This is a genomic window from Mycoplasmopsis arginini, assembly GCF_965278885.1.
Lineage (GTDB): Bacteria > Bacillota_I > Bacilli_A > Mycoplasmatales > Metamycoplasmataceae > Metamycoplasma > Metamycoplasma arginini_B.
Genome location: NZ_CBDIHE010000009.1, coordinates 1 through 14,918 on the forward strand (window position 1 = coordinate 1; position 14,918 = coordinate 14,918).

Genomic DNA, 14,918 nt, shown 5'->3' on the forward strand with positions numbered 1-14,918 from the left:
TTTTTGATGTTATATATATTATACAAAGGACAAAAAATATGGCGCCAGATTACTTGCGTATACTGGAACGCCATATTTTTAATTTTTAGTATTTATGAAAGCATTATAGTTTTTACAAGGATAAAATTTTTATGGTATAATGTATATACTAATTAATTAGTTTTCAAGTCATGCGTGCAAAAGACTATAACTCACGGATGGGCAGGTTAAAACCTGACTCTTTTTTTATTTATAAATTTTATAAAATTTAAATTTAGTAGTAATCAAATTAAGAACTTAATTACTTATAAGTAATTATTTTTTTTATAATTCCTTGATATAATAAATCAGCATTTAAATATATTAAAAAATAAGAAGGAGAATAAATTTTATGTTTTTTAAAATAAATAAAAAACGGGGAGAATCAAGTTTTTTTGCAATAAAAAAATTTGCAAAAGAAAACAATATAAAAAAAATTGGACACAGTGGAACGTTAGATCCATTAGCTGATGGACTTTTAATTGTTGCTACAGATGAAGATACAAAAACTCTTTCTTATTTAGTAAATGATACTAAAGAATATTATGTAAAAGCTACCTTACATTGCACTTCGAGAAGTTATGATGAAGGTGAAGAGGTTATTTACTTAGATAATAAAACTAAAGTTACCAAAGAACAAATTGAAGACATTTTGAAAACAATTCAAAAGCAAACTAAACAAGTCCCCCCTATTTTTTCTGCTAAAAAAATAAATGGTCAAAGAAGTTATGATTTAGCAAGGAAAAATATTGAAGTAACTTTAAAAGAATGTGAAATTAAAATATATGAATTAACTTTAAAAGAGTTTGATTTTGAAGCACAAACTTTTGCAATTTATGCCAAAGTTTCAAAAGGTACATATATAAGATCTTTAATTCATGATATTGGCTTAATGTTAAATACCGATGCCGTTGTTAATATATTAAGAAGATGTGCAATTGGCCAAATTAAATTAAATGATAGTTTAGAATATGAAAAAATAGTTGATATAAAATCGCTTTTTAATGTAGAATTATATACACTTAGTGATTTAGAAGTTAAACTTATAAAATCAAAAGTGCTATATCTAGAAAGATTAAAAAACATAAATAATAAGGGCCTTTTTATTTATAAAAATCAAATAATTGGCTGAGGGACAATAAAAAACGGTTTAATAAACTTTGATAAAGTTTTATTCAACCGTATATTTCAAAACCCCTAACCTAAGGAGGTAAATATTATGAATAATAATTACAAAATGATTGTTTTTGATATCGATGGAACATTATTACCTTTTGGTATCGATGAATTAACACCACGTATGAAAGAAATGTTTCGTAAATTAAAAGAGAACGGCTATATTAACGTATTATGTTCAGGCCGTGATATTTTTACTGTCGGAAAACAAATTCATAATCCATATGTTGATTATTTCATTGGTGCAAATGGTACTTTTATCCTTGATCTAAAGACTAATGAGTATATTTTTGAACAAACAATTGAGTATAAAGATTTTGTAAAGTTTCGTGAGTTTGCTAACAAAAACCAATTATCATTTTCATTTGTCGGTGATAAATGAGGTTATTATAATGATTTGTTTAATATTAACCACTGATTCTATTTACCTTATAAGGACAAATTTATTTCTGAAAAAGAATTTGAATCAAAGGATGATAAAAACTATTTAATTACGATAAGTACAAATAAACCAGAAGAATGAGCAAAAAAACTTAATGAATTTTTTGAACTAAATGATATGAACATGTGAGTTTTAGCAACATGAAATGGTGGGGTTTTCCTTTCATCTAAAGGTATTACTAAGGCTGTTGGGTTAGATATTTTAGGCAATCTTTTAGATATTAAACCTGAAGAAATGGTCGCTTTTGGTGATTCCGAAAATGATATTGAAATGCTTCAACATGTTGGCCTGGGTGTTGCTATGGGAAATGGAGAAGATGTAACTAAAAATGTTGCTAATGAAATATGTTTACCAGTTACTGAAGATGGTCCATATTTTAAATTAAAAGAAAAGGGGTTTTACGACTAATGTCGTAAAATTTTTATTTATTTATTAATTAAAGTAAAATTATTAATATGAAAATTTTTGAATGAAACTTTAAAGAAGATTTTGAAATCAAAGAAGATTTAATAATGGTTTTAGGTAGCTTTGAAACATTACATTTAGGTCATTATGAATTAATTAAAATTGCAAAAGACATAAAAATTTCTAATCCCCAAACTAAATTAGCAATTATGATTTTTAATAATACTTACAAAGGAGCTTTAGGTTTAGAAAAAAAAGCAATGCAAACCCAAATTAGACTTTATACATTATTTAATTTAGGTTTTGATTATGTTTTTTTAGCTAATATAAATAAAGAAAATCTTAATGTTTCACATGAAGATTTTTGCAAAAATTTATTATTAAACAAAGTAAAATTTGTGATTTGCGGTAAAGATTTTAAATTTGGTTTTCGCCGTTTAGGAAATATTGAATATTTAAGTAAATTCTTTGATGTTAGGGTTGCAAATGAAAGAAAAATCCAAAAAAGAAAAATTTCTTCAACCTTAATTAATGAATTGATTGAAGAAGGTAATATTTCTGCCATTAATAATTTATTAATAGAAAAATATGCTTTTATTACTAACTTTGAAAAATTTAATTTTGCTTTTCCAAACAAAATTAAGAAAATAAAATCTGGAATTTATATTGCAAATTTTGTTATTGAGGATGTTGAATATCACGGCTTAATTAAAATAAGTAATGATAACAATAATGAAAATGATAATTTAGCCTTCTTATTAGATTTAGAAATTATCCCAAGTAAATATCAAGATGTTTTCATTGAATTAGAAGCCTTAATTAGACATATTAATTTAGATCATGAAAATGAAATAAGAGATAATGATATTGAATTAACGAAAAAATGATTTATAAATAAAAATTAGGTTTAGCCTTAAAAGCATAAAAACCTAATTTTATTTTATTTTTTTTGCTAAATTAATAAATTCATAAGCATTTAATGAGGCTTTTCCTACTAAATATCCACTTAAACCTTTTACTTGTTCAAGTAAGTCAATACTTGAGCAACAAACCGAGCCACCATATAATATTGGGATGCTTTTTTCTACTAATTCATGAATGAAGTCAACTACTTTTTGAATATGTTGTGCTTTTGGAGTAATTCCATTACCTATACAATAAACTGGTTCATAAGAAATTAAAATGTTTGAATAATTATTAACATCTTTAAGTGCGCTTTTAATTTGTTTTTCTAAAATTTCAAAAGTTTGATTAGATTCGAATTCTTGTAATGATTCCCCAACGCATAAAATTGCGGTAATATTAGTGTTTTTTAATTGTAATATTTTCTTATTAATAAGTTCATCAGTTTCGTTAAATAACTTTCTTCTTTCACTATGACCTACTAAAATAAAATCGATATTTGCTTCTTTAGCAACATTTAATGAAACTTCACCAGTATAAGCACCATTTAATTCATGAAAAATATTTTGTAATCCAAATAAGTAATTTCGTGTTGGATTATTATATGAAATATAAGTACTATCAAAAGAAGGGGCAATTCCTATCTTAAGATCTTTTAATTCTTGCTTATTTTCAGAAATTAAATATGTTAATGCCTCAATATATGATTCAACTTCTAAAAAAGTTTTATTCATTTTAAAATTCCCAATTAAGTATTTCATGTTAGACTCCTTTTTTTATATTAAAATTAATTTTCTAAAATTTTTCTTAACTTAAATGTAAAGCTAATAATCCAACTAATAAAACTAATGATGATATCCCTATAATCAAAAATGAAGCTAAATTAGTTGATTCTGTCAAATGTTTGTTTTTTTGTTTATCATTTTGCTCTTTATTATATAAGTTTCTTTCCCTATTTAAAATTTTATCCTTTTCAAATTGATTCATTGAAACGGTATATTTAGCCTTGGCACGGATTGATATACGATGGTTATTGTAAATATTAATAAAATAGAAAGCAAGACCTTTACCAAAACCTTTTCTTATTAAAATAACAAAAATTGGAATAGCTATAAATAAAACACAACCAACAGTTATCGCATTTGATCATGTCATTACCTTACTATCTTGCTTCTTGAAATAGCCTGTTAAAAAAATTAATAAAGACATTAAAATAAGAGAAATAAAAAAGTATGCAATATTTCCTTTGCTTCAGCTACGACTTCAATAATTATTTGATTTTAGTTTTGGTTTTTTCTTTAAATTATTTCTCATTTCTTATCCTTTTAATGTATAAATTATACTTAATTAAAAAGAATAATTAAACAATTAAAAACATTAGGCCATTATTAACTAGCCTAATGTATTTTTAATTATTTTTTAACTCATTTTTCAATTTGCTCTTTAGTTCCATAAATTCAATGATTTTCATCAACTTGGAAGTTTTCAGGAATATTTGGGAACTGTTGTTCATAAATATAATCTAAGTTAAATGAAACGTTTTGGAATTTTTCGTTAGCATTTGAAATTTTTGGAATTGCTTTGAATAAATTGATTGTATATGGGTGCAATGGATTATTGTAAATAGCTTCAGTTACACCACTTTCAACTATTTTACCTAAGTGCATAATTTGAACATTATCAGCAACATATTCAATCATACTTAAATCGTGAGCAATAAAGATTAAACCAATGTTCTTTTGAACACATAAGTCTTTTAATAAGTTAACAACTTGTGCTTGGATAGAAATATCTAGCGATGCGATTGGCTCATCAGCAACAATAACTTTAGGTTCGGTTATTAAAGCTCTAGCAATAACAATACGTTGTAATTGTCCACCACTAAATTCATGTGGATAACGATAAGCAAATTGTTTTAATAGACCTACGTCTTCAAGCGAACGATAGATAATCATTTTGTATAAAAGTTCGGAAATTAAATATTTAGCAAATGGGAAAGAGATTTTATAATCAAAGAAGTTAAATCTCTTTGTTCATTTTTGAGTTTCAACATTAACATTTTCATCATTTTTCTTATTTAGATTTAGCTCTACTCATTTATAGTCAATACCTAATAGTAAACAAATGTGTTTAATGTCTCTTTTTAAATAATCTCTTTCAATGTTAAATGATTTTAAAGTATCTTCTTTTAAAACAATGTCAGAATTATACATTTTAATTACAGTATCTTCATCCTTCTTAATTTGTTTAATTCTTTCATTAATACGTTTTAAATCTTTTTTAATTTTTTGTAATTTTTCTTTATCTTTATTTTCTTTTAAAGTAACTTCAACTTTAGTTTTACGCTTGATTAATTCCTCAATTTTATCTTGATATTGTTTCTTAACAAAATTATTAAATTCAATTTTATATTTTTCATATAAATTGTTGCATTTTTCTTGTTCAGAAACTAGGCGTAAATATTCTTGTTTTTCAGTATTAATTTGTTGATATAAATCATCGATTAATTTTTTATAATCAACTAAAAATCTTGAACGTCCTTGTAGATAAATTTCGTGAGCAGATTTTAATTTTTGATGTTCTTCTACAAGTTGCTCTTTAGAATATTCTGGAGCTTCTTTTACTTTTAATAAATCTCTTAGTGCAGAAATTTGTTTATCTAATTCAAATAATTCTTTTTCAAATTTTGCTTCATTTGCTTCAGAAATTTTTGTGTATTTTGTAAAGTTAAAATTAAATTTTTCTTTTAAAGTTGCAATAATTTCTTGACGCATTGTTTTTGAATATTCAATTTTAGCTAACTCATTTTCATAGAAATTTTTAACATAATTTTCTAGTTCTTTAACTAATTCTTTAACATCTTCATATTCCAAAAGAGTTAATGAATTACGAAGATTTTTTAAAGTTGAAATTCTAGCTTTAAATAAATACTCGTTTTTTAAGTTATATAAATAAAAATCTAAATCTGTTGACATCAATCTTGCAATATTTACTAACCCTTTTTCGTGTTTATTTTCAACTTGGAAGTTAGCAAAAGTATTTCTTGATTCAGTAGTTTTTTGTTTGTGATTTTTAACTAATTCTTTTCTTTCTGATAACAGTTTTTCTAATTGATTTTTAATTTCTAGTTGCTTAATCGATCATTTACTTAATTTTTTAATTCGTTCATAATCAACTAATGCATACTCGTATGATAACTCTTCAGGGCTCAAGTCTTTTTCACGGTATTTTTTTTGCATTTCATAATAAAAATTAATTAATGAGGATGCATTTGAATACATGTTGTTAATAATCATACTTTCCATTTTTTGCTTCTCTTCTAAGTAAGCATAAAATGATGAAAAGTTATCTTCACGACTTAAATCATTATCAAATTTAAAATCATTAAAAATGTTTTTTCATTTACTAAAAAACGGTTCTGCTAAACGATTTATTTCTTGATAGTTTTGTAACTCCAATTTCATAGCTTGAATTTGGAATGTATATTTAAATGTTTTCTTAACGTCTAATCAATCTTTAAAAATATCATTAATTTTATGTTTCATTATGCCATTAACTAATAGAGGTTCTTTTAAAATAGTATAAATATTTTGCTGGCTATTTAATGAAGCATGAGGATCTTGAAAGATCATTTGCACATTTTTACGTAAATATTTTTTTAATGAGTAACTAATGTTTTTACCTGAAATAATTTTGTCTTCTAATCTAACAAACCCATTGTATTCATCATACAATCTTAAAATTGTACGACCAACTGTGGTTTTTCCTGAACCTGATTCCCCAATAAGACCTACAATTTCACCTTCGTGAACATCAAAAGATACACCATCAACTGCTTTGTTAATGATACCTTGGTTAACAAAATATTTTTTAAGATTATCAATTGATAATATAACTTTTCTATCTTTTTTATTTGTCATTTTGGAATGCCTTTTTAAATAAATCTAAACGTTTTTGTAAATCTTTTGAAAGTTCAATTTTTGGTGCTTCAGGACTTAATAGTCATGTAGCTGCCGCGTGAGTTTGAGTAATTGGAATTAAAGGTGGTTCTTTGATAAAATCAATTTCTAAAGCATAATCATTACGAGGAGCAAAAGGATCACCAACTGGCAAGTTTGCCATGTCAGGTGGAGTTCCTTTAATGTTATATAATTTTTCATCTTTTGATTCAGGAATAGCTGAAATTAGTGCTCATGTATAAGGGTGAGCAGGTTGAGTAAAAATTTCTTCTTTTAAACCTTTTTCAACAATTCTTCCTGCATACATAACATAAATAAAATCACAGAATTTAGCAATAACAGAAATGTTATGACTAATTAAAATAATTGAAATACCCATTTTTTGTCTAATTTCTTCAAATAATGCAAGAACGCTGGCTTGAACAGTTGGATCAAGAGCAGTAGTTGGCTCATCAGCAATTATTAAATCAGGTTTTAAAGCCACGACCATGGTAATAACAATTCTTTGTTTCATACCACCTGATAATGTATGCGGATAAGCACTAAAAATCTTATCAACATTTCTTAAGCCGAAAGTAGATAGTAAACCTAATAAATACTCTTTCTTTTCAGTATAAGTTTTATCCATTCAATCAACGTTGTTATTTAAAGCGTCTAATAATTGTTTTCCAATTGTTCTAGTTGGGTTTAGGGAAGTTAGTGGATCTTGAGGAATGTATCCAATTTTTTGTCCACGAACAAGTTGTCAATATTTTTCTTTTTTAAGAATATTACTTAATTCTAAATCACCGATTTGAATTTTGTCAGCACTTACAAGTCCGTTTTCATTAACGTTAATTAAAGTTTTTGAAGTAACAGACTTACCAGATCCAGATTCACCTACTAAACCAACAATTTGACCACGATAAACATCTAAGTCAACGCCACGAACAATATGAATTGTTTTCTTTCTTCCAACAGGGAAACTAACATGAAGATTTCTTACTTCTAATAATTTATTATCTTCTAAAACTTCTTGAGATTGAATTTTTGAGAATAAATGTCCTCTTTTTTGTGCAGTTTTAGATTTTTTTGCAATTTTAATTTTTAAATTCTTTTTTGCCTTATTTAATTCTTTATCTGCCATGACTATTTTCTCTTTCCTTTACTCATAACTCTTGGATCAAGTGCATCGTGAATTCCAAGTGCCATAAAGTTTAATGATAATGATAAGAATAATAAAATTAAAGTTGGAAGTAAGATTATTCAAATGTTTTGTCCTGCTTCGGATGCCGATTCAATTAAGATTTGTCCTAAGTTTGTATCGTTTCCAGTCTTAAAGAATCCAAGGAATGCTAATGATGCAACTCATAGAATTACACCAGGAACGTTTTTAACAAATGAGTTTGCAATCTTACCAATAATTGCTGGTAATGCATGAATAAAGATTTGTCTTGAAGAAGAAGCACCAATAGCTTTTGCGGCGGTAATATATTCTTCATTCTTAACTGTAATTACATACATTCTAGTTAATCCAACAAATAATGGTCATCCTGCTACTGACATTGCTAATATTAATGAAATTTGGTTTGTTCCAAAAATACCAACAAAGATTAAAATTCAAATAATTGTAGGAGGTGAGTTGAAAATATCAATTAATCTCATAATTAATGTATCAATTAATTTTCCAGCATAGAAACCTAAAATAGCTCCTAATGTAACTCCAAAAATTGCTTGAATAATAGTTGTGATAATAGCAATTTGAATACCTCTTCATGTTGCATATCAAGTTGTAACTCAAATATCATATCCTGTACTTGAAGTACCTAAAAGAGTTTTTAAATATGGAATTTGTGGCAAGATTTCTCCTTGCACATATTCATTGGTTAAAGTAATGCCTTCTTTTTGAGCATTATGAAGTAATTCATTTAAAACACCAGCTCTAAATAAATGATAAGCATTATAACTTATAAATAATTGACCTTGATCATTTGCATAAACGTTAGTTGTGTTTAAGTAGAATGAGAATCATTGATTTCATAATTGTTGATCAGCCTCGGACAGTTTTGAAATATCTGATTTTAAGTTAAAGTAAAACTTGAAAATAGGGTCGGTATTTGTTCCTGCCTTAATTACAATGGGACTGTACATTGGTGGCAATGATTCAATAAATGTATATTTGTTAATTGGTTGGTTTGGAGGATATGGTGAAACACTTTTTGCTGGGATAATTAATGAAGCTAGTAAAATAAAAGTAAATACCAATAACGAAACTACAACAACTGGGTTTGAAAAGAATCTTTTTGTAATTTCGATTCACATTTTTTTAGGTCTACCTGCAATCGAAGAAGTTTGAACCTTATCTTTTTCTGAGATAAATCCAAACTTTTTAGATAGTTCAGAACTAATTTTATATTGCTTATTAAAATCTTTAATCTGGTTTTCTAAATTATTGTCCATTTTGTTCTAACCTACCTTTCTTATGATTGTTGACCTAATTGATTTTGTTTTTCTAATTGACGTTTTAAATATAAATCTTTTTCTAATTTTCTTCTTTCTAAAAATGCTTTAAAAAATAGTCAGTAATTTTTCTTATTTTTTGCAGCATATGTTATTTTAGGGTCTAAAACAGCAAACATTACGTCAACAAAGATTGATGAAGCTAGAGCTAAACCAGTAAAGAAAATTGTTGAGAACATGATGATGTTAATTTCCCCGGTTGGGAATGATCTAGCAATAACTTGGCTAGTTCCAGGAACGTCTCAGTATTTTTCAATAATAATTGATCCTGATAATAATCCCAAGAATGAACCAAATAATAAACTAAATAATGGAATAGAAATATTTCTTAAAACGTATTTAAAGAAAATTTGTGTTGGTTTTAAACCTTTAGTTTTAGCAATTAAAACATAGTTTGATGTTAAAACTGTAATAACTTGGTTTCTTGTATAACTTACATACACAGCCATAGATGTTAAAGTAATAATTAACACTGGTGGTAAGTAAGAAATGAATAATTCTCCAAATGATGGTTCCAGAGCATCTCTTGGAACGGTAGTTGGAATACCGATTTTTAGTGAAATAGTAATTAGAATTGGTGCTAAAACAAATGAAGGAACAGCAACGAATATTAAGACAAATAAGTTAGCTCCTGAATCGAATAACTTACCCCTCTTATATCCAGCAAATACCCCAATCGTAATTCCACTTATCGAACTGACAACAAAAGCCGGTAAGGTAATTCTAATTGAATATTTTAAAGGTGTAAAAAATAATAGTTGAATATTTGTATATTCTGAAGGACTCGGGTTGTTTTCTTTATTAATGATAAAACCAAAATCTCCTGAAAAGACATTTCCTATGTAAATGAAATATCTAATAAAAATAGGAATTGGTGTACCATCTGCATATCTTAGCCCGAAAATTATTTCATTTTCGAGTATTAATTCTTCATATGTATGTTTATTTTTAGGGTTAGCAAGCTCTTTTTCAACAATAGCTTTTATCGGACTTTGTCCAAATGCACTAACTAAAATAAATACAACAAAAGTTATAATAAATAATGTAAGAATAGCAAACGCTATTCTTTGTGTTATATATTTAAACATTTATGCCTAATTGTTTTTAACTTTTCAATCCGAGAATATTGAAACACCAGTTACACTTTCGTCTGGAACGATAAATTTCTTTTCAACTAATGATTGACCAAATTCATTTCTTTGTTTAAATGTGTTAAATGTAAAGTTAACGTTAAAGAATGAAGTTAATTCTTCCATTAATCCAATTGCATATTCATTTGTTTTTCCGTGGATATAGTTTAATCAGAATTCTGCTGTTCAAGCATATGCTTCTGTTCCGTGCTCACCTTCTGGAGCTGCTCAAGGTTTTGGTTTTCCTTCAGTAGTTCTTTCTAGAGTATAGAAGCCTTGTTCATTCTTTTTAAATTCAAATACTGCAGTATATGGTAAACGTTGTGATTTAAATCTATTTTCTACTAAATGTAATTCAGCAAATGGGACTGATCCAACTCATTTGTGATCGCCAGTCTTTGAATAATCCACAATATCTTTAGCTAATTGATATAGTTTTGGATAGTTTTCTTTAACTAATTTATTTTTATTTCCTTCATCATTTGCTGCTATTCATGTTAATGTTGGGATAAAGTTAGCTCCTCAAGATAAACCGTCGTATCCTGAACCTATTGAGTCATAGTCATATGATCAAGCAACTAATTCTGTTCCGTTCGCTCCACCAGTTCTATAATTATCAAATTTAGGATCATCCTTATTATCTGTACTAAATACAGTAATTTCTAATCTTGGGTTTAATTCTTTAAAAGTTTCAACAATATTAGCAAATGCTGCTTTATATCCAGCTGGAATATTTACATATGGGAAAGCATATTCAAATTTGAAGTTTTGGTTTGCTAAATCTGGATTTTCTTTATCAAATTCTGCAATTAAAGCAGCTAATTGTTCTTTAATTAAACTAAATCCTGCTGATTTTAATTTTTCTGTTTTTGTTGATAAGTTTCTAGCAGCTTCTTCGTTTTCTGAAGGGCTTAATTCTGTTCCTAAAGATCCGCCAAAATCAATTTTTCCAGATCCATCTGCTTTAAGTGCAAATAGTGAGTTAATTTTTTCTCTAACATCACCAGGTGTTTTAAATTGTGAACTTGATTGATCACTTCCACCAATAGCAGATCCATCAGCTACCTTAGCAATTCATGCAAAAGCCTGACCATTTGTTGCTTGTGATGCTAATTCATCTCAGTTAATTGCTGCATTAAGTAATGATCTGAAAATTAAACCTTTTCCTGAAATATATGAAGCTGGATCATTTGTACCAGATTTAATTTCTTCTAGTGTTCCGCCATAAACTAATTTTGAATAAGCATCATTAAATCCATAGAATGAAACTTCTTGACCTGTTGGTGTTGGTTTAATAAATGGTTGACTAAAGTTACGGTAGTATGGGCTGTTTTTATTAACCACTTTTGTATATCTTAAACCATATTTAACAGCATCATTTAATATTTCAGCACGTTGGTTTTCTTTTAATTGGCTAAATGAAATTTGTGATAATTTACCTTGTTTATATTTATCAAAAACTCTTTTTGCAAAAGTATCAGCATCTAAACCTTGGTTGTAAATATTAACAATTTGTTCAATTGTATTTTTACTTTCAACAAATGCTTTGTCATAGTAGTTTTTATTTTTCTTTAGAACTAATTCTTGTCCTCTTTGGGGCGCTATGTAGTAAGCTCCACTATATAGTGTATTTTTTAAACTTACACCATATCAGTAAGCTCCAGAAATATAAGTTTTTGAAGTTTTATCTAAGGTTTTAATTTTTTCTGCTAAAGCGCTAGTTTTATCTGTTTGTGTACCGATATAGTTATAAATTGGGTAATTTCCTGTTTTGTTTGCTTCATCAATATATTCAGAAGGAGCTGGTGCAAATGTGTAATCTTGTAAAATTGACTTATTAAAGAATTCATTAAAGTTTACTTCATCTTTTCCTTCAATTTTTTCAAATGTTACAGCATCTTCTTCACCGACTTTTTGAATAAATTGATTTTCTACTGAGAATTTTTTATGATCCACTCCAAATAAAGTGAATAAATAATCATTTGAATATTCTTCTTTATCAGTGAAAGCCATTGATGAAGGATCTGATAATGCTTCTGCAGCTTGTTTATCTAATTTTTCTGATCCACCATTGTTAATTCTATATGATTGACTTACAGATAAAGTTCTTAATCATGAATAGTAGAAGTCTTTTGCTTTAATTTTGTATTTTGTTGCTTCGCCTAATTCGTTTGTTCAATGAACACCTTTACGAACAACAAATTGTAGTTTTTTAGCAGTTTTTAATTTTTTTTCAAAGTTAGCACTGTTAATTGATTTTTCATTATTTGATTTTAATTCAACAGAAGGAGAAGTGTAGTATTTTACTCCGTTTTCCTGTGCATTAGCTTCTTCTTCAATATCAGCTTCATCAGAATCGAAAGTTGTAACAGTTCCATTTTTATCTGTAACAACAACAGCACTTGCTAAAGCTAAACTTCTTTTTGTTCAGGTTGGATTAACAATATATCTTTTTGTATCTTGTACATTACCAGATGCATCAACGATAACTTTACTTTGAACTTCAGGTTCACCAATACTTTCAATTCTTACTAAACCAACTGATGTATGTTGGGTTGTAGAACTTGAAATGAATGATCCATATGATCTAGAAGCATCATGTAAAAATGCTTGTGGATTATATGGTGAACTATATTCAAATACGTATTTGTTATTTTCTTCTGTACCTTTACATGATGCGGCTAGCAGGGGTACTGCGCCGGCTAGTAAAGATAAAGAAGATAATCATATTTTGTTTGATTTTTTCATTTTAATCTCCATACTTTTTTTATAATTGCATAAAGCTATTTATTTTTAGTTTAATTATTCTTCTAACTTTAAACTGATTTATTAATATTTATTAATAAATAACTCTATGAAATTACAAAAATAATTATAAATTATTTTTAGTTTTTTTAGTTGTTTTAGCCTAAAAACAACGAATTTTTTGAATATTTTTAAGCTTTTTCTATATTAAAAATTAATATTTTTTTTGATCTTTTTTATCTTTTTTTTAGTGTATTTTTTTATATTTTTTATATTTTTTATATTTTTTATATTTTTTTAATGATATTTTTTTAAGAAATTATTTAAAATTTTGGCTTTTATTTAATGTTTTGTAATTAATTTATACTATTTTTATAAACAAAATTTGTTTATTTTTTTACTTATGAACCTCTAAAAGCCATAATTCTAGCTGAGTAGATATTATTAAAATATGAGTATACTTTATTATTTTTAATTATATTTAAATTATATTTATTAGTTAAATGAATGAGTTTCATTATAAATTCCTCCAAGAATAATATTTTTATTAAATGAATAGTTGCCTTCCATTTTAATAATATCCTTGATGAAATTAATAATTTCCATAGCGAAAAATGCAGCCTTTGAAGCTGAGAACATATTTGTACATGAAGATTTTCTTAATAAATTTATGTTCATCATTTTTCCTTTACGCAATTATTTTAGCAATTTTTTGAATTTTTTTTGAAAATAAAATGATTTTTTTAAGTTATTTTTATAATTTTAAGTAAATTTATCGGAAAAAATGATTATTTCTTAAGAATACTGCGTGTTTTTTTGGCTAATTAAAAATAAATAATGTATAATTATGTTAGTTCAACTTACTACTAATAAAATCAAGTTGGATTAACATAGTTAATGTCTTATCCGAGCTTATAAAGCTTATTTCACTGAATAATTGCAATCAAGGTCTGCGGAACTTGATTTTTTGCTATTTTATGATAAAATTTTATTTATGAATTCAAAAACGAAAAAAATAATTTTTAATGAAGATAAAGATAATATTAAATGAGATATTTATTTTATGTCTTTAGCAAAACTAAGTGCACTTAGATCAAAAGATCCTACAACAAAGGTTGGAGCGTGCATTGTAAGCCCAAATAACTATGTTATTTCATTAGGATACAATGGAATGCCTACAAGCTTTAATAACGCAGAAGTAAATAATGACGAAGCCTTTCCATGAAATCGCCCTGATAAGGCTGATGATGTATTACATTCAAAATATACTTATGTTGTTCATGCTGAGGCTAATGCAATTATTAATGCTAATTTAACGAATTCTAAAATTGAACCAGGTTCATCTATTTTTGTTACGCATTCGCCATGTTGTCATTGTGCAAAACTTATTGTTCAATCAAAAATTTCTAAGGTTTATTACGCTAATGAATACAAACCTGAAGCCGATGATTTTAAAGCTTCATTAAAAATCTTTAATACCTTTGGAATAAAATTAATTCACATTGAAAAAGATTTTGATCTTGATTTTAAAATAAAAGATTAATTTTTAAAAAAAATAAAAAAGAGCAAGTGCTCTTTTAATTTTATCGTTCTCTGAAAACTGAATATCGATTATCTTTTAGATTACTTCTATAGAATCAC

General features: G+C 26.5%; 12 protein-coding genes. 4 read left to right on the forward strand and 8 right to left on the reverse strand.

What is annotated here, in order from left to right:
• Positions 1 to 370 precede the first annotated feature (370 nt).
• From truB to ACQW0Y_RS02855, 3 genes are read left to right on the forward strand one after another with little or no spacing between them, the layout of a single operon-like run.
• Complete coding sequence (gene truB / locus ACQW0Y_RS02845; protein WP_427867642.1) at positions 371 to 1,219, forward strand: tRNA pseudouridine(55) synthase TruB; 849 nt, start codon at positions 371 to 373, stop codon at positions 1,217 to 1,219.
• Positions 1,220 to 1,237: 18 nt separating this feature from the next.
• On the forward strand, positions 1,238 to 2,044 hold the full coding sequence (locus ACQW0Y_RS02850) for a YcsE-related riboflavin metabolism phosphatase (RefSeq protein ID WP_004414534.1): 807 nt from the start codon (positions 1,238 to 1,240) through the stop codon (positions 2,042 to 2,044).
• A gap of 47 nt (positions 2,045 to 2,091) precedes the next feature.
• A complete protein-coding gene (locus ACQW0Y_RS02855; RefSeq protein WP_427867643.1) occupies positions 2,092 to 2,946 on the forward strand; it encodes an FAD synthase in 855 nt (284 codons plus the stop codon).
• Positions 2,947 to 2,976: 30 nt separating this feature from the next.
• On the opposite strand, the gene tpiA is transcribed toward ACQW0Y_RS02855, so the two are convergent.
• From tpiA to ACQW0Y_RS02895, 8 genes are all read right to left on the reverse strand, one after another.
• Positions 2,977 to 3,705 (reverse strand): triose-phosphate isomerase, encoded by a 729-nt coding sequence (tpiA, locus tag ACQW0Y_RS02860; protein ID WP_427867644.1) that lies wholly within the window; start codon positions 3,703 to 3,705, stop codon positions 2,977 to 2,979.
• A gap of 46 nt (positions 3,706 to 3,751) precedes the next feature.
• A complete protein-coding gene (locus tag ACQW0Y_RS02865) occupies positions 3,752 to 4,258 on the reverse strand; it encodes a hypothetical protein (RefSeq protein WP_427867645.1) in 507 nt (168 codons plus the stop codon).
• Between the two features lie 98 nt (positions 4,259 to 4,356).
• Entirely contained in the window at positions 4,357 to 6,864 is a 2,508-nt protein-coding gene (locus ACQW0Y_RS02870; protein ID WP_427867646.1) for an ATP-binding cassette domain-containing protein, read from the reverse strand.
• Positions 6,854 to 8,029 carry an ABC transporter ATP-binding protein gene (locus ACQW0Y_RS02875; protein WP_427867647.1) on the reverse strand — a complete coding sequence of 392 codons (1,176 nt, stop codon included), beginning with the start codon at positions 8,027 to 8,029 and terminating at the stop codon, positions 6,854 to 6,856. The genes ACQW0Y_RS02870 and ACQW0Y_RS02875 overlap by 11 nt, the downstream gene beginning before the upstream one ends.
• Before the next feature lie 2 nt (positions 8,030 to 8,031).
• The gene (locus ACQW0Y_RS02880; protein ID WP_427867648.1) at positions 8,032 to 9,342 is read right to left on the reverse strand and encodes an ABC transporter permease; all 1,311 of its coding nucleotides are present in this window, start codon (positions 9,340 to 9,342) and stop codon (positions 8,032 to 8,034) included.
• A gap of 20 nt (positions 9,343 to 9,362) precedes the next feature.
• A complete protein-coding gene (locus ACQW0Y_RS02885) occupies positions 9,363 to 10,490 on the reverse strand; it encodes an ABC transporter permease (protein WP_427867649.1) in 1,128 nt (375 codons plus the stop codon).
• A 6-nt stretch (positions 10,491 to 10,496) separates the two neighbouring features.
• Positions 10,497 to 13,280 (reverse strand): OppA family ABC transporter substrate-binding lipoprotein, encoded by a 2,784-nt coding sequence (locus ACQW0Y_RS02890; RefSeq protein ID WP_427867650.1) that lies wholly within the window; start codon positions 13,278 to 13,280, stop codon positions 10,497 to 10,499.
• 492 nt (positions 13,281 to 13,772) lie between these two features.
• On the reverse strand, positions 13,773 to 13,958 hold the full coding sequence (locus tag ACQW0Y_RS02895) for a hypothetical protein (RefSeq protein ID WP_148694951.1): 186 nt from the start codon (positions 13,956 to 13,958) through the stop codon (positions 13,773 to 13,775).
• Between the two features lie 313 nt (positions 13,959 to 14,271).
• Here ACQW0Y_RS02895 and ACQW0Y_RS02900 point away from each other — a divergent pair, with 313 nt between their 5' ends.
• Positions 14,272 to 14,820 (forward strand): deoxycytidylate deaminase, encoded by a 549-nt coding sequence (locus tag ACQW0Y_RS02900; protein WP_427867651.1) that lies wholly within the window; start codon positions 14,272 to 14,274, stop codon positions 14,818 to 14,820.
• Positions 14,821 to 14,918 lie beyond the last annotated feature (98 nt).